The organism is Luteimonas viscosa, assembly GCF_008244685.1.
In the GTDB taxonomy this organism is placed as follows: domain Bacteria; phylum Pseudomonadota; class Gammaproteobacteria; order Xanthomonadales; family Xanthomonadaceae; genus Luteimonas; species Luteimonas viscosa.
In genome coordinates, this window is record NZ_VTFT01000001.1 from 2,271,804 (window position 1) to 2,296,892 (window position 25,089).

Annotated in this window: 23 protein-coding genes and 2 tRNA genes; 11 read left to right on the top strand and 14 right to left on the bottom strand. The window is 71.8% G+C overall.

Annotated elements, in window-relative coordinates:
- The first annotated feature begins 131 nt into the window (after nt 1-131).
- From FZO89_RS10015 to FZO89_RS10035, 5 genes are all read left to right on the top strand, one after another.
- On the top strand, nt 132-296 hold the full coding sequence (locus tag FZO89_RS10015; RefSeq protein WP_222928108.1) for a hypothetical protein: 165 nt from the start codon (nt 132-134) through the stop codon (nt 294-296).
- A 128-nt stretch (nt 297-424) separates the two neighbouring features.
- Nucleotides 425-814, top strand: a complete 390-nt coding sequence (locus FZO89_RS10020; protein WP_149103119.1) for an EF-hand domain-containing protein — start codon at nt 425-427, stop codon at nt 812-814.
- A gap of 720 nt (nt 815-1,534) precedes the next feature.
- Nucleotides 1,535-1,607: transfer RNA gene (locus tag FZO89_RS10025), tRNA-Pro, on the top strand.
- 3 nt (nt 1,608-1,610) lie between these two features.
- Nucleotides 1,611-1,678, top strand: a tRNA-Thr gene (locus FZO89_RS10030).
- Nucleotides 1,679-2,036: 358 nt separating this feature from the next.
- On the top strand, nt 2,037-3,158 hold the full coding sequence (locus FZO89_RS10035) for a slipin family protein (RefSeq protein ID WP_149104126.1): 1,122 nt from the start codon (nt 2,037-2,039) through the stop codon (nt 3,156-3,158).
- A gap of 57 nt (nt 3,159-3,215) precedes the next feature.
- On the opposite strand, the gene FZO89_RS10040 is transcribed toward FZO89_RS10035, so the two are convergent.
- Both FZO89_RS10040 and FZO89_RS10045 read right to left on the bottom strand, forming a co-directional pair.
- Nucleotides 3,216-4,760 (bottom strand): hypothetical protein, encoded by a 1,545-nt coding sequence (locus FZO89_RS10040; protein ID WP_149103120.1) that lies wholly within the window; start codon nt 4,758-4,760, stop codon nt 3,216-3,218.
- Nucleotides 4,761-4,785: 25 nt separating this feature from the next.
- Nucleotides 4,786-5,343, bottom strand: coding sequence for a hypothetical protein (locus FZO89_RS10045; protein WP_149103121.1), 558 nt, complete (start codon nt 5,341-5,343; stop codon nt 4,786-4,788).
- Between the two features lie 200 nt (nt 5,344-5,543).
- On the opposite strand from FZO89_RS10045, the gene FZO89_RS10050 reads away from it, so the two are divergent.
- From FZO89_RS10050 to FZO89_RS10060, 3 genes are all read left to right on the top strand, one after another.
- The gene (locus FZO89_RS10050) at nt 5,544-6,761 is read left to right on the top strand and encodes an RtcB family protein (protein WP_187471113.1); all 1,218 of its coding nucleotides are present in this window, start codon (nt 5,544-5,546) and stop codon (nt 6,759-6,761) included.
- Nucleotides 6,762-7,291: 530 nt separating this feature from the next.
- Entirely contained in the window at nt 7,292-7,666 is a 375-nt protein-coding gene (locus FZO89_RS10055; RefSeq protein WP_149103122.1) for a nuclear transport factor 2 family protein, read from the top strand.
- 230 nt (nt 7,667-7,896) lie between these two features.
- Nucleotides 7,897-8,115 carry a polyprenyl synthetase gene (locus FZO89_RS10060; RefSeq protein ID WP_149103123.1) on the top strand — a complete coding sequence of 73 codons (219 nt, stop codon included), beginning with the start codon at nt 7,897-7,899 and terminating at the stop codon, nt 8,113-8,115.
- A gap of 272 nt (nt 8,116-8,387) precedes the next feature.
- Here FZO89_RS10060 and FZO89_RS10065 read toward each other — a convergent pair whose 3' ends face one another.
- Nucleotides 8,388-8,714: a nuclear transport factor 2 family protein gene (locus tag FZO89_RS10065; RefSeq protein ID WP_149103125.1), complete on the bottom strand. Its 327-nt coding sequence runs from the start codon at nt 8,712-8,714 to the stop codon at nt 8,388-8,390.
- A gap of 92 nt (nt 8,715-8,806) precedes the next feature.
- On the opposite strand from FZO89_RS10065, the gene FZO89_RS10070 reads away from it, so the two are divergent.
- Nucleotides 8,807-9,175, top strand: coding sequence for a winged helix-turn-helix transcriptional regulator (locus FZO89_RS10070; RefSeq protein ID WP_149103126.1), 369 nt, complete (start codon nt 8,807-8,809; stop codon nt 9,173-9,175).
- Nucleotides 9,176-10,045: 870 nt separating this feature from the next.
- Here FZO89_RS10070 and FZO89_RS10075 read toward each other — a convergent pair.
- The 6 genes from FZO89_RS10075 to FZO89_RS10100 are packed head-to-tail and all read right to left on the bottom strand — an operon-like array spanning nt 10,046 to nt 15,773.
- A complete protein-coding gene (locus tag FZO89_RS10075; RefSeq protein WP_149103127.1) occupies nt 10,046-10,426 on the bottom strand; it encodes a hypothetical protein in 381 nt (126 codons plus the stop codon).
- 18 nt (nt 10,427-10,444) lie between these two features.
- Complete coding sequence (locus FZO89_RS10080) at nt 10,445-11,431, bottom strand: SDR family oxidoreductase (protein WP_149103128.1); 987 nt, start codon at nt 11,429-11,431, stop codon at nt 10,445-10,447.
- 36 nt (nt 11,432-11,467) lie between these two features.
- On the bottom strand, nt 11,468-12,586 hold the full coding sequence (locus FZO89_RS10085; RefSeq protein WP_149103129.1) for an SDR family oxidoreductase: 1,119 nt from the start codon (nt 12,584-12,586) through the stop codon (nt 11,468-11,470).
- A gap of 46 nt (nt 12,587-12,632) precedes the next feature.
- Nucleotides 12,633-13,577, bottom strand: coding sequence for an alpha/beta hydrolase (locus tag FZO89_RS10090; protein ID WP_149103130.1), 945 nt, complete (start codon nt 13,575-13,577; stop codon nt 12,633-12,635).
- 1 nt (nt 13,578) lies between these two features.
- Nucleotides 13,579-14,391: a MipA/OmpV family protein gene (locus FZO89_RS10095; protein ID WP_262378599.1), complete on the bottom strand. Its 813-nt coding sequence runs from the start codon at nt 14,389-14,391 to the stop codon at nt 13,579-13,581.
- Nucleotides 14,388-15,773 carry an NTP/NDP exchange transporter gene (locus FZO89_RS10100; RefSeq protein ID WP_149103131.1) on the bottom strand — a complete coding sequence of 462 codons (1,386 nt, stop codon included), beginning with the start codon at nt 15,771-15,773 and terminating at the stop codon, nt 14,388-14,390. The genes FZO89_RS10095 and FZO89_RS10100 overlap by 4 nt, the downstream gene beginning before the upstream one ends.
- 231 nt (nt 15,774-16,004) lie before the next feature.
- Between FZO89_RS10100 and FZO89_RS10105 the strand changes: the two genes are divergently transcribed.
- Nucleotides 16,005-16,703, top strand: coding sequence for a response regulator transcription factor (locus FZO89_RS10105; protein WP_262378600.1), 699 nt, complete (start codon nt 16,005-16,007; stop codon nt 16,701-16,703).
- Nucleotides 16,700-18,088, top strand: coding sequence for a sensor histidine kinase (locus FZO89_RS10110; protein WP_149103132.1), 1,389 nt, complete (start codon nt 16,700-16,702; stop codon nt 18,086-18,088). Before FZO89_RS10105 ends, FZO89_RS10110 begins: the two co-directional genes overlap by 4 nt.
- A gap of 99 nt (nt 18,089-18,187) precedes the next feature.
- Here the strand turns inward: FZO89_RS10110 and FZO89_RS10115 are convergent, their stop codons facing one another.
- From FZO89_RS10115 to FZO89_RS10135, 5 genes are read right to left on the bottom strand one after another with little or no spacing between them, the layout of a single operon-like run.
- Nucleotides 18,188-19,588, bottom strand: a complete 1,401-nt coding sequence (locus FZO89_RS10115; RefSeq protein WP_149103133.1) for a glycosyltransferase family 2 protein — start codon at nt 19,586-19,588, stop codon at nt 18,188-18,190.
- A complete protein-coding gene (locus tag FZO89_RS10120; RefSeq protein ID WP_149103134.1) occupies nt 19,585-20,670 on the bottom strand; it encodes a HEAT repeat domain-containing protein in 1,086 nt (361 codons plus the stop codon). The genes FZO89_RS10115 and FZO89_RS10120 overlap by 4 nt, the downstream gene beginning before the upstream one ends.
- Before the next feature lie 3 nt (nt 20,671-20,673).
- Complete coding sequence (locus FZO89_RS10125) at nt 20,674-21,831, bottom strand: YaiO family outer membrane beta-barrel protein (RefSeq protein WP_149103136.1); 1,158 nt, start codon at nt 21,829-21,831, stop codon at nt 20,674-20,676.
- Nucleotides 21,828-22,214: a response regulator transcription factor gene (locus FZO89_RS10130; protein ID WP_149103138.1), complete on the bottom strand. Its 387-nt coding sequence runs from the start codon at nt 22,212-22,214 to the stop codon at nt 21,828-21,830. Before FZO89_RS10130 ends, FZO89_RS10125 begins: the two co-directional genes overlap by 4 nt.
- Nucleotides 22,211-25,030 carry an ATP-binding protein gene (locus FZO89_RS10135; protein WP_222928109.1) on the bottom strand — a complete coding sequence of 940 codons (2,820 nt, stop codon included), beginning with the start codon at nt 25,028-25,030 and terminating at the stop codon, nt 22,211-22,213. Before FZO89_RS10135 ends, FZO89_RS10130 begins: the two co-directional genes overlap by 4 nt.
- Nucleotides 25,031-25,089: the final 59 nt, after the last annotated feature.

The window sequence follows — 25,089 nt, forward strand, 5'->3', positions numbered from 1 at the left end:
CGAATGCCGCATGGGAAGCGGCGTTCACCTCGCGCATCCGCGGGATCGCCCTGCACACCGGTTTGACTTGCTCTTGCAGGGCGGCGTCTGGCATGGCCGCCAGTCGAAACCGGATTCCCGTGGAGGCGATCATGCACACGCCAAACCGCGCGCACGGCAAGCGCGCCACCCTGTACCGCATGGTGATGGACCAGCACGTCTGCCCCTACGGCCTGAAGGCCCGGCACCTGCTGCGCTACCAAGGCTTCGCCGTCGACGACCGCTGGCTGATCACGCCCGCGGCGGCGAATTCGTAAGGCGAGCGTGATGGCGAGCGGGTGGCGTCACCACGCCCGGCAAAGACCGCCCATGGTGTGCTGCATCGGCGCCGGGCTGCTTGGCCGACGCCGCTTTTCCCCTCGTTGTACCGCCCGGGAGGACACCCATGAAGACGACAGGCACGCTTGCCCTGACCGCGTTGGCCACGGCCATGGCGTTCGGCACCGCGTTCGCGCAGGACACCACGCCACCCACCAGCCAGACCCCCGTGACCCAGCCGCCGCCCAACGAAGAGGCGGCCTCGTCGCCGACCCAGCACGACGCCACCGGCGCGACGCACGGGTCCGAGCACGGGACGAAGGAAAAGGCGAGTTACGCCGAACTCGACACCCGGGGTGACGGGGAGGTGGCGCACACCGATCTGGCGGCGCATCCGGTGTTGCAGGACAACTTCGCGGATATCGACGCCGACGGCGACGGCACGATGTCCCGCAGCGAGTACGACGCCTGGAAGGCGCGGAAGGAAGCCCGCGACGGCAACCCGCCGCAACCCTGACCGCTTCTGCCAGATCCCGAACAGCCGCACCCACGGAGCGCCCCGACAAGGGCGCCCTTTTCTTCAGGGGTGTCGGCGTCCACACACGCTTGCACCAGCGGCCGGTCAAGTCCGCCAGCCGACCGTTCGTCGCTCGATCAAAAAACTGCTTGCAGCTGCAGATCGACGCGAGTAAGGTGCGCACCCTTCGGGATCCATGCGATCCATTTCAACGCTCCAATCTTCGACCATGACCCTCCGCCACCACATCGCCAATCGCCCCACGCCGTCGCCGCGCAAGCGCGATGCGGGCCTGCGCGCGTGGTTCGCGCATGAAGGCGTCTTCCTGACCTGACCGGCTCCTCCACGGGAGATCGGTCGCCCCGATCTTCCGAGGCACGGCGAATGCCCTCGGACTCCATGCCGGGGGCATTTTTCGTTCTGGCGTTCGCAAAGGACTTTTCGAACAAGCGTGCATCGCGCGATCCCGAGGCACCCGGGCCATGCTGGCCCGTGGCAAGGGACGCGGAGACGCGACGGTGCGGGCTTACGCCCGCCTCCGGCGCGGCGCCTGGGTGCCTCGGTGCAGGCCGCGGCGCGATGCGACGCCATGAATTGCCGCTTCGAAACAGGCGGCAATGCGCAGTCGGATCCACCGGCAACAGCGGTGCGGGCTCGTGTCCCGCCCGGTGCGCGCGGCGCTGCCGTGGCGTATGCCGATGCCGGCCCGGGCCGGCTGCGACAACGTTGGCTCAACTGGTAGAGCAACAGCTTCGGATGCTGTCGGTTGCGGGTTCGAGTCCCGCACGTTGACCTCTGGATAGCTCAGACGGGTAGAGCAATGGACTTGTACTCCATGTGTCGCGGGTTCGATTCCCGCTCCAACGATCGCTGATCGTCATCAGCACAACAGGGCGCAAGCCCCAACCGGGAACGTCCCGTGCGCAGGTCCCCAGGCATCGCAATGCACCGCGATGCACGACGGACCCGCAGCGGGGAGCGCACCGGCACCGCGTCCTGGCGGTGGCCGACAACGGAGAGCAGCGGTTGCGCGCCGGCACGGGTGCGACCGCCGCTCCACGCAAGACGCCACCAGCAGCACCGGCCGCCCGCGCGCTCGCCGTCAGGGACGTTTCCACTTTTTTTCCGCCGGCGGCGTTCTGCTTCCGGCACCACGCGGCAACCGGCTCCCCGCCCCTCGCGAGCCGGATCACCAGAGCCATTCACAAGGAGAGACCCCATGATGTTCTGGACCCGACGGGTCGTGATCGGCGATGCCGAGCGCGGCCTGGTGTATCGCAACCGTCGTTTCGAACGCGTGCTCGCGCCGGGCGTGTACCGCCTGTTCGCGTGGCGCGGCCAGCTGGAGGTGGTCGTGCACGACATCCGCAAGCCGGAATACGCCGGCAACGATGTCGACGCGCTGATCGCCGCGCTCGGCGCCCGCCTGGGCGAGACTTTCGTGCTCGCCGACATCGGCATGGACGAGGTCGGCCTGGTCTCGAAGAACGGCCGCCTCGAGGACGTGCTGGCCCCGGGCGTGCGCCAGCTGTACTGGCGTGGCCTGGTGCAGGTCGACGTCGAGACGGTGTCGCTCGCGGAAGGTCTGCGGGTGGCGCCGGAGGTCGCGCGTCGCCTGCGCCAGCTCGGCGCGCTGGCCCGCGTGGCCGTGGTGCTGGAGGTGCCGGCGGAGTCGGCGGGCCTGGTGTTCGTCGACAACATGCTGGTGCAGGTGCTCGGCGCCGGCAGCTACGCCTTCTGGAACTTCCGGAAGAACGTGGCGGTGGAGACCATCGAGCTGCGCGTGCAGTCGATGGAGGTCTCCGGCCAGGAGCTGTTGACCCGCGACAAGGTGAGCCTGCGCGTGAACCTGGCCGCTTCCGTGCGCGTGACCGATCCGGTCGCCGCGCGCACGCAGGTGGCCAGGTACGCCGACTACGTTTACCGCGAACTGCAGTACGGTTTGCGCAAGGCCGTCGCCGCCCGCACGCTCGACGAGTTGCTGGGCGACAAGGCCACGCTGGACGCGGAGATCTTCGGCTACGTGCGCGGTCGCGTGGAGGCGCTGGGCATCGAGGTACTGGGTGTCGGCGTCAAGGACGTGATCCTGCCGGGCGAGATGCGCGAGATCCTCAACGGCGTGGTGCAGGCGGAGAAGCTGGCCCAGGCCAACGTGATCCGCCGCCGCGAGGAGGCCAACGCCACCCGGTCGCTGCTCAACACCGCGAAGCTGATCGACGAAAGCCCGGTGCTGATGCGTCTCAAGGAGCTGGAAGCCCTGGAGAAGGTGACCGAGAAGATCGACCGGTTGACCGTGTTCGGCGGCCTGGATGGCGTCGTCAGGCAGCTGGTGACGATGAAGTAGCAACCCCCGCTCGTCGCACGGACGCAACGGGCGGGGCCTTACAAGGAATGGAACAGATCAGGCTCTTTCGAACTCGCCGCCCTGCCGTTGACCAGCGGACTGTGGCCGAACTTCCCGTTCTTCGCCCTGTTGCTGTGCCAACAGCTGTTCTCCGCGACGGATGAACGCGATGCCCTGGGGAGACTGCGCGAATTCCAGTGCGATGCCGCTGGCCCCCGACTCGTCCCCCGCGGTGACGGCGGCGAGCATGCGGTTGAGGTAGGGATTCTCGAACGGGATTGCCGATGTGCTCACAGGCATCTGCCCGGGCCCGGGAGCTCGGTCCCGAGGCGATGCGAGCACGAAATCACGGGATTCCTCATTGTCCGACGCCATGGTCGCGTCGGCACGCAGGCCTGGCACCGTGGGATCGACGCGCAACAATGTCGCGCGTCGCCCGTGCTCGTCGATCCTCAGCTCGGTCGTACCGTCGGCATTGCGCACACGCGTCAGGTCGTCGGGATCGATGCTGCGCCACTGCCCGCCGATGAACGCCTGGCCCTGACCGTTGCGGTTCCAGTGCACGAAATCGTCGCCCGACACGTAGAAGCCTGCCTGTCTGCTGCCATTCGCCTGCGGTTGCGGGCTGCCTTCGGCCAGCGCTGCGCCCCGATCGAGCGCTGCGATGAACCGGCGCGAAGCCTCCGGCGTGAGGAACAGGGACCGCACTGTGTCGTACTCGAAGCCGAGTTCAGGACTCGCGGCATCCGATCGGTGTGCGGCGACCGGCCCGACGAGTGGATCGGCGGATACACTGGCCCATGCCCTCGCCAAGGGGTTGTCCGCATCGGCACCGCGCAGCGCATTGAGTACACCGATGCCACGCAACGTATTGTCCGCACCGCTCTGCAGATAATCCGGATTGCCATTGGGCTGGTTGGGCAGCAAGCCGTCGATGGCCGTCTTCACCGCGTCGGACGATGTCAGCGTTCCCGCTTCCACACGGTCCAGCAATCCCGGCCAGCGGGCACGGCCGGCCTGGTTCTGCAGCTTCATGAACATGCCCGCCAGTTCCGCCTGCTCATCGCCGGTGGCATTGCGATACAGGTCCGTGCGTCGCAGGCGTTCCAGCGCCGTGTCCCGGTTGCCCACGACGCCATCCATCGCGGTCACGCCATCGACGTGCGCGGTGTCCAGGCCATGCACGAACGTCCGCCCATCGTCGGAGGCCAGGAACCGGTTGATGACCGAGCGGTCGATGTCCACGGCGTCGTCGGCGCGCATCTGGCGCCCGGTGCGTTGCAGGGATGCCAGCACGGCGGCGCAATCGTCCTGCGAAAGCTCGAGTGCGGCCCGATCCGGCTGCGTCGCCGCCCAGGCCTGGTAGCGCTCCAGCAGATCGCGGGCCACTGCCGGGTGCTGTCCCAGGTCGACCTGCATCGTGCCGAACGAGTAGCCGCTGTTGGCCACGGGCTCCATGCGGCCGCCTGCCCCGACATTGCCGGCGAAGCTCAAGCGGTAGGCCACGTCACGGCCTGCGATGCTGCCTTCAGAGGTCACGCCCACGGCGAAGTAGGCGGCCGCCCGCAACTCGTTCTCGGTCAGGGGATTCGGGTTCGTCATGATCCATCTCCCTCCGGGTCATCCGTTACGGAGCGTTCGACAGACAGTCCTGCACCCAGGGCTCCGCCTGCAATGCTTTCCACTCGCCTTGCAAGTTGGGCGCGGCCTGATACTCGGCGAAACATGTGCCGTCCGCACCTGTCAGATCGCCGAGCTTGCCGTCGCAGAGCAGCAGCGGCTTGTCGATGCTTTGCCAGCCGTCGCTGCATTCGGTGTCGGTCTCGGCACCCGGACGCCCGCACACGCGCGTGCGTTGCGCTTCCGTCGAGGATGTCGCGCGCGCCACGACCCTGCCCTCGTACGCTTGTCCGGATGCGAGGTAAGACCAGGTCCCGCAGATGCGGTCGCCACGCTGTACCAGCAGGTAGCGACTGCATTCCTCCGGTGAAGGCGCGCCCTCGCACGACTGCCAGGCGCCTGCGAAGGGTCCAGCAGACGACGCGTCCACGGGCTCGTGCTGCACTGGCGGCGCCGAAGTGCGCTCGTCCACAGCCGACGGCGTCATCCCTCCACCATCATGCCCGGTGCCCGCCCCGGCGCACGCCGCAAGCCCCAGCCACGCCACCAGTCCTAGTGCACGCATCCAGAATCCCTCCTGATGAGCGTTCTACCCTAATGAAGGGGTAAGAGGTAATCAAGGCGACGTGAGCGTCTCGGAGCCAGGCGGGTCGGTTTACTTCCAGTAGGCGGCCTGTGGTCCACCATCGGATGACACCCGACCTGCATCAGGCGGATCCAACGACGCAGTACCTGGAGACGTGGCAGATCAGCAACATGGAACACATGGACACGACCAACTATCAATGGCTGCATCGCGAGGGCGAGACCCCGATCAAGGGCTGGGTCCGCGGCGTGCCGCTGGAAGACAAGGCCCACGCGCAGCTGCGCAACATCGCCAGCCTGCCCTTCGTCGGGCCGTGGGTGGCGGTGATGCCGGACGTGCACCTCGGCATCGGCGCCACGGTGGGCTCGGTGGTGCCGACCCAGGGCGCGATCATTCCCGCCGCGGTGGGCGTGGACATCGGCTGCGGCATGGCCGCGGTGCGCACCACGCTCGGCGCCGGCGACCTGCCCGATTCGCTGGCGCGGCTGCGCTCGGCGATCGAGCGCGCGATCCCGGTCGGCAACGGCCCCGGTGGCGAGCATCGCAGGACGCCCGACAGCGTCGAGACGGCGCTCGCGAACTCCGGCCTGTGGCAGCGGCTCGAGCGCATCAAGACGAAGCACCCGAAGATCCGGCTCGACAAGGTGGAGAAGCAGCTGGGTACGCTCGGCGGCGGCAACCACTTCATCGAGGTGTGCCTGGACGAGGGCGAGTCGGTGTGGGTGATGCTGCACTCGGGTTCGCGCGGCACCGGCAACCTGATCGGCAGCTATTTCATCCAGCGCGCGCGCGAGGAGCTGGGCAAGCGCGTGCTCGGCTTCCACGTGCCGGACCAGGACCTGGCCTTCTTCATGGAAGGCGAGCCGCTGTTCGACGACTACGTCGAGGCCGTGGGCTGGGCGCAGGACTACGCCCGCGCCAACCGCGAGGCGATGATGCAGCGGGTACTGCACGCCATGCGCGCGGAACTGCCGAAGTTCAAGCTGCAGGCGATGGCGGTGAACTGCCACCACAACTACGTGCAGAAGGAAACGCACGCCGGGCGCGAAGTGCTGGTGACACGCAAGGGCGCGGTGCGCGCGGGCAGGGACGAGCTCGGCATCATCCCCGGCAGCATGGGGGCGAAGAGCTTCATCGTCCGCGGCCTGGGCAACGACGACAGCTTCCACAGCTGCAGCCACGGCGCCGGCCGGGTGATGAGCCGCACCGCGGCCCGCAACAGCATCACCCTCAAGCAGCACCGCGAGGCGACCGCGCACGTCGAATGCCGCAAGGACCAGGCCGTGATCGACGAATCCCCGGCCGCGTACAAGGACATCGACGCGGTGATGGCAGCACAGTCGGATCTGGTGGAAGTGGTGCACACCCTGCGCCAGGTGGTGTGCGTCAAGGGATGAGGAATGGCCCGCGCAACTGCCGCTTCCCCCCGTAGCCCGGATAAGCCCGCAGGGCGCATCCGGGGGACCTCCGCATCAGAGCCCCATGTCGTCTCCCGCCTAGGGACGCGCCCGGTCGGGTGGCGCGCGCCCGGCCAACCGCAGGTGCACCGGGCGGCGCGTCGCGTCGAGCTCAACCCCGCCGGCATGAAGCCGCTGCGACGGCTGATGGAAGTGTCCCCGTCGATCGTGGATCGCGATGCGCTCGAAACCCGCCCTGGCCGGCACCCCGTTCCCGGTGGATCAGGCCTTGGCCGCGGCATCGTGCTGCGGCTGTACGGGTGCAACCGCGGGGACTTCCCGATACGCGAGGACAAGTCGCGTGACCACCTGTCTCTCCCGGCGAGCGCGGCAGGCTGCCTCGCAAGCAGGAGGCACACGTGGCACCGCATGGCGGGCGGACGATCGCTCGCAGCTTTCGACAAACCGCAGCAGGAAAGTCCAATGCCTTGCGCGGGCGGCGGAAGCATACTCCGGGGCTGGCCTCCCGCATGACGACACCCATGGACTACGACACCCTGATGCAGGCCAACCTGACCCGCGTGTTCGGCGAGCACGATCCCGGGCGCCGGATCGAAGCCATCGCCGCACTCTATGCCGCCGATGCAGCACTCTACGAACCGCACGCGGTGGCCAGGGGTCATGCCGCGATCAACGCCGCGGTCACCACGCTGCTCGCCGGCCTTCCGCCGGACTTCGTGTTCACCGCGCAGGGCCCGGCCGTGGGCCATCACGGGCTTGGCCGATTGAGGTGGAACGCAGGCCCTGCCGGCGGCCCCGCGGCCGTGACCGGAATGGATGTCGCGCAGGTGGACCGCGGGCGCATCCACGCGCTGCACGTGTTCATCGACCCCGCCAACGCCTGAACTCCTGCGGGTTCGACCGTGTCCCATCGCCCGAAATCGGCGTCGACGGCCTGCTGCGTCCGCAGGACGGCAACCTGGTGCTGATCGACCACTAGCCTCCCGGTTCGTCGACCCTCCCACCGGGGGAGCAGGCTGCTGGCACACGGCCGGGCGCATCTTGGCCGCCCCCGCGGATCGTGCAGTGGTGCATGGCGCACAATACCCGGCACCCCGCACCATCAGGACGTGGCATGGACGTTGAAGCTACGCTCCGCGCAGCCCTGCGCGAAGCAGGTTATGGCCCCGATGCCATCGGATCGGCCTTGCCGCGGATCATGCGCATCGTGCAGGCGGAGGACGTGCGTATCGAAGCCGGACGCGTCCTTTCGCGCAAGGAGCGCGAGTACGTACGCGTGCAGCTCGAGATGGGCGTCGACGTGTCCGAGATCGTGGCCGGCCTGAAACGCTGATGTTCGCCGGGCCCTTTGCGGATGCCCGGGCGGACGCAGTTGTTGCGGGAGCTCGCGCCCGAAGACGTCGCGTGCATCGCGATCCCCGCGGAGTTCACCGCCTGGCATCGCCACGGTGCAGTCCGCGGTGTGGGTGATGGCCACCGGCGTCCCGTTCGCGTGCGTGGGTGCGTGGGCGGCGTGGCGGCTGACGCGTCCGCCCGCGGGCGTGGCGCCTGCCTGAGCGGGGACCGGCTGCCGGCGCCCGTTCCTCGATGCGGAGCGGGGCGTGGTCAGCCAATCGTCAGCGAGCGGATCCGATCGCCCTGCAGTTCGAACACGTGGTCGAGCCGCACCGGGCTGCCGGGGAAGTTGCCCGCCACGTTCGCGGTGACCGTCAGCCGCTCGCCGTCGCGGACCGCATCCACGGGTTCGACCGAATAGTCGAACCTGGCGCGCGCCTCGTCCTTCCAGGCGCGGATCGCGGCGTGTCCGCGGTGGGTCCGGCGCTCGTCGTGCACGATCGCGTCGTCGGTGAAGCAGTCGTCGAGCCGGGCCGTGTCCGCGCCATTGCTGGCCTGGAAGTAGCGGGAGACCGCATCGGGCAGGGAGATGGGCATCGTCGTGTCCTCGCAACGGATTGTCGGTATCCGATGGTGGTCATAGACTCGCGACGCATCAAGAACGCACCCGAAGGTAAGTGGCCCGACCCATGGGGAAGCCGTACACGCCGGAAACCGCCGCACGCGATGTCGAAGCAGCGCTCGGCCTGCTCGAGGGCCGCTGGAAGCTCGTGCTGCTGTTCCACCTCTTCGGCGGGCAGGTGCAGCGCTATTCCGATTTCGAGCGGCTGATCCCGGGGATCTCGCAGAAGATGCTCGCCCAGCAGCTGCGGCAGCTGCAGGCCGACGGGCTGGTGTCGCGCAAGGTCTACCCGCAGGTGCCGCCGAAGGTGGAGTACCGGCTCACGCCGTGGGGCCAGGCGCTGTGCCCAGCGCTGGACGCGATGCTGCAGTGGGCCGCGCAGCGCGAGGCGCTGCCGGCCGGCGGGCCTGCGGACGAGGCGCCTGCCGACGGGTAGACCGCGGTGCCGGTGCGTGACGACATCGCGCCCGCGGCGAGCGCGTCGGCCAGGCGCGGATATTCCGGATCGCGCGCGGCCTGCAGCAGCGTCACGCTCAAGCAGCACCGCGAGGCCACCCACCCGTAGCCCGGATAAGCCCGCAGGGCGCATCCGGGGACCTCCGCATCTGCGCCCCATGTCGTCTCCCGCGTCGGGACGCGTCTGGGCGGGTGGCGCGTCGTCCGGCCAACGTCCCGGGTGCGGCGTTGCCTTACCCGGGCTACGTGGAAGCGGCAACGAGGGTGCGGTGGGCTACATTGCGCCTGCCGCGACCGCATCGGCCAGGCGGGGATACTCGGGCGCGAAACCGAGGTCCTCGCGGATCCGACGCGTGTCCATCCCCATCTCGAACGCCGCTGCACGCGATGCGTCCGCGCCGTCGGGCGGCGGCGTGTCGTCCGGCCACCGCCCCGGGTGCGGCGCTGCCTTACCCGGGCTACGGCGCTCGCGGCGCCGGTCGGGAGGAGTCGCGTAGCCCGGATAAGCCCGTAGGGCGCATCCGGGGATCCCCGCATCCCAGACCCCGCGTCGTCTCCCGCGTCAGGGACGCGCCAGGGTCGGATGGCCGGCCGCCCGGCCACCGCCCCGGGTGCGGCGTTGCCTTACCCGGGCTACGGCGCTCGCGGCGCCGGTCGGCTGGAGTCGCGTAGCCCGGATAAGCCCGTAGGGCGCATCCGGGGATCCCCGCATCCCAGACCCCGCGTCGTCTCCCGCGTCAGGGACGCGCCAGGGTCGGATGGCGGGCCGCCCGGCCACCGCCCCGGGTGCGGCGTTGCCTTACCCGGGCTACGGCGCTGTGTGTCGCGGCGCCGGTCGGGTGGAGCCGCGTCAGCCCGCCATCGCCCCAGGACGCGCCATCCACGCCGCGAGTACCAGCGCGCAGAACACGCCCGCGTTGATCCGCGGCGGCAGATAGGGCGAGAACAGGAACGAGATCGCCAGCCAGCCCAGCCCGGCCAGCAGCGCGAGTGCCAGCGGGGGCGTGGTGCCCAGCAGCGGCAGCGCGCGCGCCGCGACCATCAGCCCGAGCGCGCCGAGCGCCACCTGGCCCAGCGCGTACGCCGAGTGCAGGCCGTAGTACAGCAGCGTGGTCTGCGCGCCGGGCGGGTGCACGCCGCGCACGTGGTGCGAGACCACGTCGATGACGAAATGCGCGATGCCGGTGAGCGTGAGCCAGCCGAAGGCGGTGTACACGAGCCACTTGTGCATGGATGTGCTCCGGATCGGTCAGGCGTGCGCGACGTGGCGCAGGCGGGCGAAGGGAGCGACGCCGCGCGCATCCGCGCCTTCGCGGGCCTCGTCGGCGACGCGCAGGCCGGTGAGCCGCTCCGACACTTCCCACAGCCGCAGCGCGTGGCCGAGGTCCAGCGCGCGGTCGGGCACGCGGGCGAAGCTCGGCGCGCCGCGCGTTTCCCCGAAATACGCCGGCCCGTAATACGCGCCGCCTTCGGCCTGCGGCGCGGTGGCCGCGAACAGCGTCGGCCAGGCGCCATTGGCCGCCGGCTGGAACAGGAACCACAGCCAGCGCCGTGCACGGCCGGCGGCGCTGTCGGGGCCGGCGCCGTTGAGCAGCAGATCGGTGCGCGAGATGCCCGGATGCGCGGCGATGCTGCGCAGGCCCCAGCCGAAGGCCTCGCTGCGGCGCTGCAGTTCCATCGCGAACACCAGGCAGGCGAGCTTGGATTGCGCGTAGGCCGCCATCGGGTCGTAGTGGCGTTCGCCCTGCAGGTCGTCGAAGTCGAAGCGGCCCTGGCGCGCGGCCACGCTCGACAGCGTCACCACGCGCGCATCGCCGCTTCGTCGCAGCAGCGGCAGCAGCTGCGCGGTGAGCGCGAAGTGGCCCAGGTGGTTGGTGCCGAACTGCAGCTCGAAGCCGTCGGCGGTGGTGCGGCGTTGGGGCGGGGTCATGACGCCGGCGTTGTTGACCAGCAGGTCGACGCGCTCGAACGAGGCGCGCAGGCGCGCGGCGCAGGCCGCGACCGAGTCGAGGCGTACCAAGTCGAGCGGCACGTACTCGACGTCCGCGCCGGGCACGGCCTCGCGGATGCGGCGGGTGGCGTCGGCGCCCTTGGCCGCATCGCGACCGGCGATGGCGACGGTGGCGCCGGCGCGCGCGAGCGCCAGCGCGGTCTCGAAGCCGAGGCCGCCGGTGCCGGTGACCACGGCGATGCGGCCGCGTTGCGAGGGGATGTCGGTGGGGGTCCAGCGGTCCATGACGATGCTCCGGTGACGTGGGGATGGCGGCGCGCGTCAGCGCGCGCCGGTGGGGAAGCGGGTGCCGGTCAACTGCTCGGTGACCGACCACAGGCGCGCGGCGACGTCGGCGTCCTGCGCGGCGGGCGGCACGGTGGCGAGGCCGAGCGGGCCGTTGATCTCCTGTGGGCCGGTGGGGCCGTAGTACGCGCCGCCGGCGGCCTCGGGCGCGGTGGCGGCGAACAGGGTCGGAATCGCGCCCTGCGCGGCGGTCTGGAAGTGCTCGCGGCGCGCGGCCCACTGCTGGCCCTGTTCGCTGTCCAGCCCCGGTCCGCGCGCGACCAGTTCGGTCACCGCCACGCCCGGGTGCGCGGCCAGGCTCTGCAGGCCCCAGCCGGCGGCCTCGCTGCGCCGCTGCAGTTCGCGCGCGAACATCAGGCAGGCGAGCTTGGACTGCGCGTACGCCACCATGGGCTCGTAACCGCGCTCGGACTGCAGGTCCTCGAAATCGATCCGTCCGCGCAGCGCGGCGATGCTCGACAGCGTGACCACGCGTGGCGCTTCGCTCCGGCGCAGCAGCGGCAGCAGTTCGGCGGTGAGCACGAAGTGGCCGGCGTAGTTGATCGCGAACTGCGACTCCAGGCCGTCGGGCGAGGTACCGCGCCCGGGCGGCGCCATGATCGCGGCGTTGTTGATCAGGCCGTCGACGCGCGGCAGCGATTCGCGCAGGCGTGCGGCCAGCGCGCGCACCGTGGCGAGGTCGCCAAGGTCGACTGACTCGAACTGCACCTGCGCGTCGGGGTCTTCGGCGCGGATCTTCGCGATCGATTCGGCGCCGCGCTCGGCGTTGCGGGCGACGATCACCACGCGCGCGCCGGCGCCGGCCAGCGCCTTGGCGTCCTCGAAGCCCATGCCGCTGGTGCCGCCGGTGACGACGAAGATGCGTCCGGCCTGCGACGGCATGTCGGCGAGCGACCAGTCGGGCTTGGGCGCGGCCTGCGCGCGTACGCCGCTGCTGGCGAAGGCGGCAACGGCCACCAGGCACAGCGCGGCGATTCGCTGGCGCCAGGCGGCGGGGGCATTGCGCGGATCGCGGGTGGACAGGCGCTGGTGGGCGCTGGACAGCGCGCCGGCGCGGTGCGCGAGGGAGGGTGTGGCGAAGCTCTGGATGGGCATGTCGATCTCCTCGTGGGCGTCGTGGGGAACTGCGGCGGGGGCCGCGTCAGGGGTCGAGGTGGAACTGCAGGAACGGCGCGATGCGGTCCAGCGCCGGGTCGATGTGTTCGTCGCGGTGGTAGAGGTCGTAGTGGCCGGCGCCGGGGATCACCACCAGCGCCTTGTCCGGCCCGCGCGCCAGGCCGTACAGCGCCTGCCCGGTCTCGTACTGGCAGGTGCTGCCCTGGCGGCCGCCGACGATCACCATCAGCGGCTGCACCAACAGGTCGGGCACCAGGTGGAAGGCGTCGAAGCCGAGCATCGGCCCGAGGCTTCGGAACAGCAGCCGGTTGCTGGCGTTCGGGTGGCGATGCGGCGATTCCCGGTAGAAGCGGATCGCTTCGAGCAGGTCGCGGTCGGTGACGCTTTCGGCGCCGGCGGCCTCGAGGCTGTCGGGGATCCAGGGCTTGCGCCGTTCGGCCGCGCCGCGTGCGGCGGCGGTGCGCGCGCGGCCCACCTCGGCCAGGCGCGCATGCAGGCGTTCGCCGCGCAGCATGCGACGGAAGGCGCGGCCGACGTCGGTAGCCACCACCGTGGCCACCGCCTTGAAGCGGTGCTCGGTCAGCGCCGCGTTGACCGCGTAGCCGCCGCCGGCGCAGATGCCGAGCACGGCGATGCGCGACTCGTCGACGAACGGCAGCGTCACCAGGAGGTCGACCGCGCAGCGCAGGTCCTCGACCCGCGTGGCCGGGTCTTCCAGGTCGCGCGGCTCGCCGCCGCTGGCGCCCTGGTGCGCGGGGTCGAACGTGATCGCGACGAAGCCGCGCGCGGCCAGCTTGCGCGCGTAGATCGCGCCGACCTGTTCCTTGACGCTGCTGCCGGGCGTGGACAGCACGACCGCCGGCCAGCTGCGGTCCTGGTCGAAGTCCGGCGGCAGGTGCAGCTGCGCGGCGATCGGGATCGCGCCGTTGTGGAACGTCGCCTCGCGCAGGGTGGGGGTCGCGGCAGCCATGTCAGAAGCGCCGGCTGAAGCCGAGGAACAGGCGGCCGCTGCGATCGCTGTCGGGGTCCAGCAGCGGGCTGTCGCGCAGTTCGTCGGGCAGCTGGCTGGCCTCGGCCGAGGCGACCACGTGCCAGGTCGCGCCCAGCGGATGCATCCAGGTCACGCCGATGCGGTGCACCAGCGCCGAGCCCGGCGCGTATGCGGTCACGCCGCGCGCGACCTCCTCGTCGAGGGTGCCGTAGTAGTAGCCGGCGAGATCGTCCGACAGCAGGCTGCTGCCCACGTTCGCGGTGATCGCCGAGCGCCCGAGCAGCCAGGTGTAGCGGTAGTCGAGCGCGACTTCGAAGCCGTCGCTGGCGTCGCTGACGTCGTGCACGGCCTCCAGCGCCAGCGCGCCCCAGCCGCCGCCGTAGGTCGCGCGGAAGCCGGCATCGAGGCCGTCGTCGCGATCCTCGAGCAGGGCGGCGTCGACGCCGTTGGCGAGCAGTTCGCTGCGGCCGAGGTCGTCGATGTCGAAGCCGTCCAGCCGCACCGAGGCGATGGCGTCGAGCGTGAACCCGCCCGACTGCACCAGGTGCACGCCGGCGGCGGTGCCGCGCACGAAGAAGCGGTCGCCATCGAAGCCCAGCAGCGGCACCGGACGCAGCCGCGAGTCTTCGCCGGCGTAGGGGCTGTCGATGGCGATGACGCCGGCGCCGAGGGTCCATTCGCCGCGCGTGGACGGATCGGCGACCGGTGGCGCGGACTGCGCGGCGGCGGCCGCGGACAGGGCGAGGAGGACGCCGCCGGCGCTGCCGGCGATCGCGTGTCGGATCATGGTCATGGGAAGTCCTGCGATGGAGCCGCGATGCCGCGGGTGCGGCGAGGGGGCGCGGCGGGTGGGGGAAGCGAGGGCGAGGCATCGGGCGCGGCTTCCGGCGCGGCGCGGCGCGCATGCGCGCGGCCCAGCCACAGGCCCAGCGCGGTCCAGGCGAAGGCCAGCGGCACGACCACGCCCACCAGCCCGCCGAGCGCGAAGCCCAGGCGCCCGAGCAGGCCTTCGACCTGGGCGCCGAGCACGTCGCCGCTGCGGTAGACGAAGGTGTCGATCGCGGCCTTGGCCTTGTAGGTATCCTCGCGGCCCAGCACGGTGAACAGCGCTTCGCGCGCGGGCCGGGTGATGCCCCGCTGCATCGCGCGGTTGCCCGCTTCCAGCACCACCAGCACCACGAACGAGCCGTACGCGGCCAGGCCGATGAAGCCGACCGCGGTCGCCACCGGCAGCAGCGCCAGGGCGATGCCCAGGCCGAAGCGCTGGATCAGCCGCCCGGTCACCGTCACCTGCAGCACCAGCACCGCGATCTGGGTCCACATGTCGATGCGGCCCATCACCGCGGCGCGCGCATCGGTATCGCCGGCGACATCGGCCACCATCTGCAGCCGGGTGAAGTAGATGAAGGTCGCCATGACCGTCATCAGCAGCACGTAGCCGGCGATCCCGCTCAGGTACGGCGAGCGCACCACCGCGCGCAGCCCGGCCCAGGCGCTGCCACCCACCGGCCCGTCGCGTTCGCGCATCGATGCGGCCTTGCGGTCGGGCAGCAGCCGCAGCAGCCAGCCGCCCAGCGCCAGCGCCGCGAGCACGAACGCGCCGGCCACCAGCAGCAGCGCGGGCGTGCCGACCACCTCAGCCAGGCGCGAGGTCAGCCACGGGCCGAATATCGCGCCCAGCGTGCCGCCGACCGAGATCGGCGCGAACAGGCGCTTGCCCTGGTCGGCGTCGAAGCGTTCGGCCAGCAGCGCCCAGAACACCATCGTCGCGAACAGGTTGAACACGCTGAACCAGACGTAGAACACCTGGCCGCTGCGCTCGCCCACCGCGCCGGGCGCGAACTGCAGCAGCGCCCAGAACGTGGCCAGTCCCACCGCGAAGAAGCCGTAGGTCGCGGCCAGCAGCGGGAACCGGCGCAGCCGCGCGGCCAGCCAGCCGAACGCCGGGTTCACCGCCAGCGTCACCAGCGCGGTGCCGACGAACAGCCAGCGCACCTGGTCCATGCCCTGCGACATGCCCAGCGCGTCGCGCACCGGGCGCAGCAGCATCAGCGCGGTGAGCACGCAGAAGAAGAACAGCGCCGCGACCGCGACCGCGGCGCGTTCGCCGTGGCGGATGTTGGCCAGCGACTGCAGCAGGCCGGTGCGAGCTGGCGATGACGTGGACGCGCCCATGTCAGCGCGACGCCCCGCGACACAGATCGCCTGTCGCGGGGAACGCGGCGTGAGCGCGCCGCGCGTCCATGGCCGGATCGGTGGTGGGGGTCATCCTTGCGCTCCTGCGTGTGCGGTCGGCGGATGCGACCGTGGCGATGGAGTGCATGCTCGATGGATGCGATTAATTCGGGTTTAAGCGATGCGCCTCGCGCACGCCGCGGCTTAAAACCGTTTTAATAGGCGCACCGCATGATTCCCGGCACCGCCTGCGCACAGCCCCCAATGGACGAAATCCTGCTGGTCGAAGACGACCACATGCTCGGGCGCGCGCTCACCGCCGCGCTGGCCCAGGAGGGCTGGCGCGTGGTGCATTGCGAAGACGCGGCCGCCGCGCGTGCCGTACTGATCGACCACGCCTTCGTCGCCGTGCTGCTCGACCTCGGCCTGCCGCAGGGCTCCGGGCTCGACGTGCTGTCCGCGATGCGCGCCCGCTACGATCCCACGCCGGTGCTGGTGATCACCGCGCGCGACCAGCTCAGCGATCGCGTGCGCGGGCTCGACGCCGGCGCCGACGACTACATCGTCAAGCCGTTCCAGCGCGACGAGATGCTGGCGCGGCTGCGCGCGGTGCTGCGCCGCAGCCGCGGCGCGGTGACGCCGATGCTGCACTGGCGCGACGTCGAGATCGACCCGGCCGCGCGCGTGGTCACCCGCGGCGGCGAGCGCGTCGCGCTGAGCGCGAACGAGCTGCGCATCCTGCTGACGCTGTTCGAGGCGCGCGGGCGCGTGCTGGGCCGCGAGCAGCTGCAGGCGCGGCTGTACGGCAGCGACGGCGGCGTGGGCAGCAACACCGTGGCCGTGTACGTGCACCAGCTGCGGCGCAAGCTCGGCGACGGCGTGGTGCTGACCGAACACGGCCACGGCTACCGCGCGGGAGACGAGGCGTGATCCGCGCGCCACGCGCCCTGCGCACACGGCTGCTGGCCGCGCTGGCGATCGTGCTGTTCGCCGGCTGGGCGGGCTGGTTCGCGCTGCAGTACGTGCAGATGTCCAAGCGCCAGGTCGGCGACATCGACGGCATGATCCGCAACGTCGGCGAGCAGATCCTGCAGTCGCTGCCGCAGGACATCACCGGCGCGGCGCGGCACTCGCGCCGGTTCGAACTCGACCTGGAAGAGAAGAAGACCCTAGGCAAGTTCGACCTGCTCGCGTTCCAGGCCTGGGATCTCGATACCCGCCGGCGGCTGGTGTCGTCGCGCTCGGCGCCGGCGCAGGCGATGGTGGGCGATTTCGAGGAGGGCTTCACCTCGCAGTCGATCGACGGCGTGCCCTGGCGCGTGTACGCGGTGCGCGACCTGGGCGGCAGCGTGCAGGTGCAGGTGGGCATCCCGGAAGCGGGGGTGCACATGGAGATGAAGCGCTGGTTCCGTTCGAGTCTCGGCACCGCGCTGGCGTTGCTGCTCACGCTCGGGCTCGCCGTGTGGCTGGTGATCGAATGGTCGCTGCGGCCGGTGGCGCGTCTGGGCGAGGCGCTCAACGCGCGCGCGCCGCTGGACTTCGCGCCGCTGCCCGATGCCGGCCTGCCGAGCGAGGTCGTGCCCCTGGTGCACGGCTTCAACCGCCTGCTCGAGCGGCTGGCGCAGGCGCTGCAGCACGAGCGCGAGTTCCTCGGCGAGGCCGCGCACGAACTGCGCACCCCGCTGGCCGCGCTGCTGGCGCAGGCGCAGGTGCTGCAGCACGCGGGCGACCGCGAGGAGGCGCGCGTCGCGCTGGAAGAGCTGATCGCCGGCATCGAGCGCACCGCGCGGCTGGCGCAGCAGCTGCTCGACGCGGCGCGGGTCGAAGCCGGCGGCGGCGCACGCACGACCGACCTGGACCTGGCGCTGGTCGCCGGCATGGTCGCGGACGAGTTCGCGCAGGTCGCAACGCGCGACGGCCGCACGCTCGAACTGGATTTGCGCCACGCGCCGGTGCGCGGCGACATCGACGACCTCGGCATCCTGGTGCGCAATCTGCTCGACAACGCGCTGCGCCATGGCGGTGCGGGCGCACGCGTGCGCCTGTCCACCGCGGTGGCGGCGGAGGGTGGCACGCGGATGGCCGTGCTGCGGGTGGCGGACGATGGTCCCGGCATCCCGGAGGCCGACCGCGCGCGCGTGTTCGAGCGCTTCTATCGCGGCGGCAATGGCCACCGCACCTCGGGCATCGGCATGGGCCTGTCGCTGGTGCAGCGCGTGGTCGCCGCGCACGGCGGCGCCGTGTACTGCGGCGAGGGCATCGACGGACGCGGCTGCAGCATCGAGGTCAGGCTGCCGGCGCGCGACCGGGCCTGACGCACCCGCGCGGGGGGCGGATGCATGCGTGGGCGTTGCGGGTTTGCCGCCGTGCGTCCCGGTCGACCGCGCGCTCGTGGCGTCCTTGCGGCCCGCGCGCTACTGCCCCCACTTCCCGCTGCGGCGCATGACGCCCCAGTAGTGCTTGCGGCGGGAGAACCACTGCCACATGCCGCGGCAGCGCCACAGCGTGTTGAGCTGGCGGTAGCCGAGGTTCTCCAGCACCGCCATCGCGAACATCAGCAGCATGTCGCGCTTGCGCGCGTACACTCGGAACGACAGGGTCTCCAGCAGCAGCCCGTTGACCGACAGCAGGATGCCCATGCCGATCGCCACCAGCAGGAACACGATCAGCGCCGCGGGCGAGACCACGCCCAGCGCGAACCCGCCGAGCATCACCACGTAGCCCGCCAGCTCGACCAGCGGGCCGATCCACTCGAACACCGCCATGAACGGCCACGCCAGCAGGCCGGCCGCGCCCGCGCGCGGACTCAGCGCCAGCCGCGCGTGCCGGGTCAGGCTCTCGGCCAGGCCGCGCTGCCAGCGGCTGCGCTGGCGCCCGAGCGTGACCAGGTCCTCCGGCGCCTCGGTCCAGCAGATCGGATCGGGCAGGTAGCGGATGCGGTAGGGAATGCGGCGCTCGCGGTGCCAGCGGTGCAGGCGCACGACGAGCTCCATGTCCTCGCCCACGGTGGTGGTGCTGTAGCCGCCCACCGCCAGCACCCGCTCGCGGTTGAACAGGCCGAACGCGCCGGAGATGATCAGCACCGCGTTGAGCGGCGACCAGCCGAGCCGGCCGAGCAGGAACGCGCGCAGGTATTCGACGATCTGGAACCGCGCCACCCAGTTGCGCGGCAGTCCCGCGCGCACCAGGAATCCGCCGCGTACCTCCGAGCCGTTCGCCAGCCGCACGGTGCCGCCCGCGGCCACGGTGCGCTCGTCCTCCAGGAACGGCTGCACCACGCGCAGCAGGCTGTCGCGCTGCAGGATGGAGTCGGCGTCGACCGCGCAGAACAACGTGTGGCGCGCGGCGTTGATGCCGGCGTTGAGCGCGTCGGCCTTGCCGCCGTTGTCCTTGTCGATCACCCGCAGGTTGGCGTAGCGCCGCGAACGGTAGACCACGCGGATCGGCTTGTGCTCCAGCGTGCGCCGCATCGGTTCGGGGTGCGGCACCAGCTCGAATTCCTCGCGCAGCACCTCGAGGGTGCGGTCGCGCGAGCCGTCGTTGATCACCACCACCTCGAAATCGGGGTACTGCAGTTGCAGCATCGAGCGCACCGAGGTGCGGATGGTCGCCTCCTCGTTGTAGCCGGGCACCAGCAGCGAGATCGGCGGCTCCACGCCGAGGTAGGGCGCCTCGTCGCCCAGCGCGCTGCGCTGGCGCATGTAGCCGCGCAGGCTGGCCATCGACAGCAGGTTGAGCGCCAGGTAGCCGCCGTTGAGCGCGAGGAAGTATCCGATGAAGACCACCTGCGCCCACCACAGCCAGCCGCCGCTCACGGGTGGCGCTCCGCGATCGCGCGCCGCAGCGCGTCGCGGCCGTAGCGGTCCGCCACGGTGTCGGCGACGCGCTCGACCGCCGCGCGGTCGAAGCCGGGCTGGGCGGCGATGGCGTCGGCCGCTTCCTGGCGCACCGCCCAGTCGGGGTCGGGCAGCAGGGCCAGCAGCTGGTCGAGATCCTTGAGCGCCGCCTGCTTGCCCAGCGCCTTGAGTGCGGCCAGGCGCACGCCGGCGTCGGCATCGGCCAGTGCCTGCGACAGGCGGGGGCGGTCGGAGCCGTCGCGCAGCGATCCCACCACCTGCAGCGCGGCCTGGCGCAGCCCCGGATCGGCGGAGTCCCGCGGGCGGTCGAGCACGGCGCGCGACCAGCCGGCCAGCACCGCCGGATCCGCCCACTGCGTGAGCGGCGCGATCCGCCGCTGTGCCGGCACCGGTGCGGACTGCAACGCGTCGAGCAGGGGCGGCGAGACCGCCGCGCGCCCGGCCAGCTGGCACAGCGCGGCGACGCGCTGCGGGGTCCAGTCCTGGCGCGCCACCACCACCGGCAGCAGGTCGCGCATCGCGCGCGCTGCGTCGATGGTGACCAGCACTTCGGCCGCGGCCAGCGCGAGGAAGGGATTGTCGTGGCGCAGGAAGCGCGCCACCACGTCCCAGTGGACGGCGTCGGCGAGTTCGCGTAGCACCGCCAGCGCCAGCAGGCGCAGGTGGATGCCGCGGCGGCGCAGCAGCGCCAGCGCGAACCGGTCCAGCGCGTAGGCCTGCAGCAGGCGGTTGAGCCGCGCATGCGCCTCGCCGCGCAGCTGGCGCTGGGTGCGGCTCCACAGCAGCAGGAACCACAGCCGCTGCTGCGCGCGCGGCGCCGGCCACGGCGGCGGCGCACGTTCGTACAGCGTGGCCTCGGCCAGCCGCGGTCGCCAGTCGGCGTCGAAGCCGCGGCGCCGCACCAGGCGCCGGCTGGCGAGTTCGGCCAGCACCAGCACCTGCCCCAGCGTCAGCAGCGTCACCGCGGCCAGCGCGGCGGTGACGTACACGGCCCAGCGCAGGACCGGATCGGCCAGCGCGATGGCGAGCCAGTCGGGCATCGCTCAGAACGCCCGGCGCAGGCCCAGCTGCAGCCAGCGCCGGTCGTGGAAATCGCCCTGGCGCACGTAGCCCAGGCCCCACTGCAGCGCCCAGGCATCGGACAGGCCGTGGCGCCCCTGCAGCGCGAGCGCGCGCACCTGGCTGGCGACCACCTGCGTGCCCTGCAGCACGTCCTCGCTGCCCGCGGTCAGCCGCAGGCCGATCACGTCGCGTTCGCCGTAGTAGCGGTCGATCGCGGCGTCGTGGCCGTTGACGCGTTCGCCGTCGACATCGGTGCGGTTGAAGGTGTAGCCCAGCCGCCAGTCGCCGACATATTGCTCCACCGCCAGCGCCAGCCGCTCGACGGTGACCTCGGGGTAGCGCGTGCGGCGCAGGCCCGCGGCCAGCACGGTGCCGCCTTCGAAGGCGTGCTGCATGCGCACGTCGCCGAACCAGCGCGGCTGGAAGTCCGAGCCGGGCCAGGCGCCGCCATCGAGCTGCAGCGTCCAGCGCGGCGCCACCGGCAGCGCGACGCCGGCCTCCAGGCCGCTGTCGACCAGGCCGAAGCGGCGTTCGCGCGCCGCGGCGACGTACCAGCCACGGCCGTCGCCGCGGCTCGACACGTCGAGGCGCTGGCCCTGCCAGGGATCGAGGCTTCGGGTCAGCCATTCGTGGCGGGCGCTCACGCCGATCTCGCGGAACCGCGGGGCCACGCGATACCCGCCGTCGACCAGGCTGCCGCGCTCCGCCCCAGGCGCGGGCAGCGTCGACGGCGACGGCTCCGGCCGCATCTGTCGCCGCAGGTCGTCCAGTCCCGGATGCATCGGCGCGATCGCCTCCAGCCGCGCCACGCTCGCCTGGGCCGCGGCGCGGTCGCCCGACCACAACTGGGCCTGCGCGCGGCCGAACAGGTAGTCGGCATTGCCGGGTTCGCGCGCCAGCAGTGCGTCGTACAGCGGCAGCGCCTCGGCCGCGCGCTGCTGCCAGGCGAGGACCCGCGCCAGCTGGAAGCGCGCGGCATCGTCGTCCGGCGCGTCCGCCAGCCGCTCGCGCAGCAGCCGCTCGGCGCCGGCCCAGTCCTCCGCGGCCAGTCGCGCGTCCACCCCGGACCCCACCTGCGCCATGGCGTGCGCGCCCGCCAGCACCAGCAGTGCGGCCAGCAGGCAGCGCGCGAAATTCATGCGGCCCTCCGCATCAGCCGCCGCAACCGCGCCAGCACTTCCTCCGGCTGGAACGGCTTGGTCACGTAATCGTCGGCGCCGAGGTCGAGCGCGCGCACGATGTCCACCTCGCGCGCCTTGGCGGTGAGCATCAGCACCGGCACCTCGCGCCAGCCGGGCTGCGCGCGCAGGCGCTCCACGATCTCGATGCCGTCGTGGTAGGGCAGCATGATGTCCAGCACCACCGCGTGCGGCGGCGGCTGCTCCAGCCGCGCCAGCGCCTCGCGCCCGTCGGCGGCGTGGTCCACCGTGAAGCCTTCGCGCTGGAACAGGAAGCGCAGGATGTAGGCGATGTCCTCCTCGTCCTCGACCACCAGCACGTGTGGCGCGGCCTGTGCGTTCATGGCATCGGATGTCCTTTTGTCGTGGGCCGCGGGGGCCAGTTGCGCAGGTAGTCGCCGATCACCGCCGCCAGGGTGGCGCCGCTGTGGCGCGACTTCACCAGCCGTCGCAGCACCAGGCCGCTGTCGGCGCCGGGCACCACCGCGTCGGTGTCCAGCGCGGAGAAGATGATCGCGAGCGTCGGCGGGCTGGCGGCCGCGAGTTCGGCCAGCAGTTCGCTGCCGTCGCCGTCGGGCAGCATCAGGTCGAGGATGACCAGGTCGTGGTGGCGGGCCGCCAGTTCGCGGCGCGCCTCGGCGAGGCTGCCCGCGCCGTGCAGCCGCAGCGCTTCGTCCTCCAGCAGGTGCGCGACCAGGGTGCGCAGGTCGGCGTCGTCCTCCACGTGCAGCACCTGCGCGGGCGCCCCGGAACCGCGCAGGCAGGCGCGCACCGCCTCGACCACGCGCGCCGGATCCAGCGGCTTGTGCAGCCAGTCGACGATGCCCACCGCGCCGCCGCTCACCGCCTCGCGCTCCGGGGCCGGCGGCTGCACGCCCAGCGCCAGGATCGGCAGGTGGCGGTAGGCCTGCTGGCTGCGCAGCGCGCGCACGAACGCGAGCCCGTCCTCGTCGGGCAGGGCGAGGTTGACCGTGAGCGCATACACCGGAGTGGACGCCAGCACCTGGCGCGCCTGGGCGGCGGAGGCGGCGACCACGGTCGCGTGACCGTGCTGTTCCAGCAGCGCCGCAAGCTGCGTCGCCGCGGCCGTATCGCCGTCCACCAGCAGCACGCGCTGGCGGCCCTCCGCATCGACCGGCGACACCGCGTCGCGCCGCGTCCGCGGCAGGCGCACGAAGAAGCAGGTGCCGTGGTCGGTCTGGGTGTCGAAGCCGATGCTGCCGCCGAGCTGTTCCACCAGCGAGCGGGTGATCGCGAGCCCGAGCCCGGTGCCGCCGCGCGTGCGCACGTCGGAGGAATCGGCCTGGGCGAAGCGCTCGAACACGCGTCCGCGGAACGCCTCTGGAATCCCCGCACCGCGGTCGGCGACCGAGACCTCGACGTGGTCGTCGCGCACCGCCAGCACCACCACCACCTCCTCGCCCTGCGGCGAATGCTTGATCGCGTTCGACAGCAGGTTCGCCATCACCTGGGCGAAGCGGTCCGGGTCCACGTCCACCTCGGCGTCCTCGCCGGGCACCAGGTGCACGCGCACGCCGAATTCGCCGGCATAGCCGCCGATCTGCTCGATCGCCTGTGCCAGCAGCGGCCGCAGCGCCAGTGGCTGCAGGTTCAGCACCAGGCGGCCGCTCTCGAGCTTCTCGATGTCGAGGATGTCGTTGATCAGCCGCACCAGGCGTTCGCTGTTCTTGTGCGCGATCTCCAGCAGCGGCCGCATCGCTTCGGGCACCTCGCCGGCCATGCCGCCGGTGACCATCGACAGCCCGCCGCGGATCGCGGTCAGCGGCGTGCGCAGCTCGTGGCTGACGGTCGAGATGAACTCCGCCTTCATGCGTTCGACCTGGCGCCGCGCGGACACGTCCACCGCCACCGCCAGCACCAGCTGCTGCTGGTCGGACAGCGCCATCGGCCGCTTCAGCAGCTGGAACCAGCGTTCGTGGCCGTGCACGTCGGCCACCGCCAGCTCCGGGCGGCGCAGTTCCGAGGCCTCGCGCAGCAGCGCGGTGTCGCCGTCGAGCAGCGGCGCCAGCAGGTCGCCGCCGGGCAGGTCCTCGACGCGCTGGCCCTCGACCTGCCCGGGCTGCAGGCCGAGCAGCGCCGCGAAGGCCTGGTTGCACAGCAGCACGCGGCCGCCGGCGTCGCGCACGAAGATCAGGTTCTCGTCGGCGTCCACCACGCTGCGCAGGAACGCCTGCTGGTCGCGCAGGCGCCGGCGGGCGCGCGCCGCCTCGGTGACGTTGCGCACGATGGCCAGGCTTTCGCCGCCGTCGCTGCGCGCGATGCGCACCTCGTGGTCGCGTCCGCCGTCATCGTGCCAGTCGAACGCGACCAGGCTGCGGTCCGGGTGGCGGGCGAGGTCGGCGAACGCGCCGGCCAGGCCGGCCGGCACTTCGCCGCGCTGGCCGCCCGCCTGCGACAGCACTTCGATGCGGCCGTCGGCATGCAGTTCGTACAGGTCGTCGGGCACGGCGCGCAGCAGCGCGGCCTGGCGCGCCTCGCCGGCGCCCGCGATGCGCGCCAGCTGCGCCTGGCGCCGCAGGGTGCGGTTCATGGCGCGCAGGAACCAGACCATCAGCAGCGCGATCACCAGGCTGCCGCCCAGCACCTGCCAGCGGCCGCGTTCCAGGATCGAGGCGGCCAGTGCGGTGCGCCGGGCGAGCAGCGCGCGTTCCTTGGTTTCGAGTTCGCCCAGCTGCGCGCGCAGCGCGTCCATCGTTTCCTTGCCGCCGGCGGAAGCCACCGCCTGTGCCGCCCGCTCCAGGCCGAGCCGGTCGCGGCGCTCGACGTTGGCCGCCGCGATCTCCAGCCGGCGCGCGATGTCCGCGTCGAGCTTCGCCAGCCACGTCGCGCGCTCGCGGCCGGCCAGCATGCGGCCCAGCTCATCGCGCAGGGACCCGAGCCGTTCGCGGCCGTCGCGATAGGGCGCCAGATAGTCCGGAGCCGCCGTCAGCACGTAGCCGCGCGAGCCCGTCTCCACGTCCTGCAGCGCCGAGAACATGCCCTGCACCACGGTGATCAGTTCGAGGCTGTCGGCGATGGCGGCGTTGGTGTCGAGCAGCACGTCCTGGGTGCGCTTGCCCTGCCAGGCCATCAGGCTCAGCAGCACCAGCGCGGCGGCGAAGCCGAGGTTGTGCAGGGTCGTGCCGGACGGCAGGCGCAAATGAGGTCACCGGAGGCGGTCCAGGCCGATGCTAGCGGCTCGCCGTCGTCGTGTCGTGG

Coding starts and splice junctions, on each gene's coding strand:
- FZO89_RS10050 (WP_187471113.1), top strand. CDS start 5,544: ATGGACACGACCAACTATCAATGGCTGCATCGCGAGGGCGAGACCCCG.
- FZO89_RS10020 (WP_149103119.1), top strand. CDS start 425: ATGAAGACGACAGGCACGCTTGCCCTGACCGCGTTGGCCACGGCCATG.
- FZO89_RS10095 (WP_262378599.1), bottom strand. CDS start 14,391: ATGACCATGATCCGACACGCGATCGCCGGCAGCGCCGGCGGCGTCCTC.
- FZO89_RS10060 (WP_149103123.1), top strand. CDS start 7,897: ATGGACGTTGAAGCTACGCTCCGCGCAGCCCTGCGCGAAGCAGGTTAT.
- FZO89_RS10040 (WP_149103120.1), bottom strand. CDS start 4,760: ATGACGAACCCGAATCCCCTGACCGAGAACGAGTTGCGGGCGGCCGCC.
- FZO89_RS10125 (WP_149103136.1), bottom strand. CDS start 21,831: ATGAATTTCGCGCGCTGCCTGCTGGCCGCACTGCTGGTGCTGGCGGGC.
- FZO89_RS10100 (WP_149103131.1), bottom strand. CDS start 15,773: ATGGGCGCGTCCACGTCATCGCCAGCTCGCACCGGCCTGCTGCAGTCG.
- FZO89_RS10120 (WP_149103134.1), bottom strand. CDS start 20,670: ATGCCCGACTGGCTCGCCATCGCGCTGGCCGATCCGGTCCTGCGCTGG.
- FZO89_RS10055 (WP_149103122.1), top strand. CDS start 7,292: ATGACGACACCCATGGACTACGACACCCTGATGCAGGCCAACCTGACC.
- FZO89_RS10105 (WP_262378600.1), top strand. CDS start 16,005: ATGATTCCCGGCACCGCCTGCGCACAGCCCCCAATGGACGAAATCCTG.
- FZO89_RS10080 (WP_149103128.1), bottom strand. CDS start 11,431: ATGGACCGCTGGACCCCCACCGACATCCCCTCGCAACGCGGCCGCATC.
- FZO89_RS10130 (WP_149103138.1), bottom strand. CDS start 22,214: ATGAACGCACAGGCCGCGCCACACGTGCTGGTGGTCGAGGACGAGGAG.
- FZO89_RS10015 (WP_222928108.1), top strand. CDS start 132: ATGCACACGCCAAACCGCGCGCACGGCAAGCGCGCCACCCTGTACCGC.
- FZO89_RS10070 (WP_149103126.1), top strand. CDS start 8,807: ATGGGGAAGCCGTACACGCCGGAAACCGCCGCACGCGATGTCGAAGCA.
- FZO89_RS10090 (WP_149103130.1), bottom strand. CDS start 13,577: ATGGCTGCCGCGACCCCCACCCTGCGCGAGGCGACGTTCCACAACGGC.
- FZO89_RS10075 (WP_149103127.1), bottom strand. CDS start 10,426: ATGCACAAGTGGCTCGTGTACACCGCCTTCGGCTGGCTCACGCTCACC.
- FZO89_RS10085 (WP_149103129.1), bottom strand. CDS start 12,586: ATGCCCATCCAGAGCTTCGCCACACCCTCCCTCGCGCACCGCGCCGGC.
- FZO89_RS10035 (WP_149104126.1), top strand. CDS start 2,037: ATGTTCTGGACCCGACGGGTCGTGATCGGCGATGCCGAGCGCGGCCTG.
- FZO89_RS10045 (WP_149103121.1), bottom strand. CDS start 5,343: ATGCGTGCACTAGGACTGGTGGCGTGGCTGGGGCTTGCGGCGTGCGCC.
- FZO89_RS10065 (WP_149103125.1), bottom strand. CDS start 8,714: ATGCCCATCTCCCTGCCCGATGCGGTCTCCCGCTACTTCCAGGCCAGC.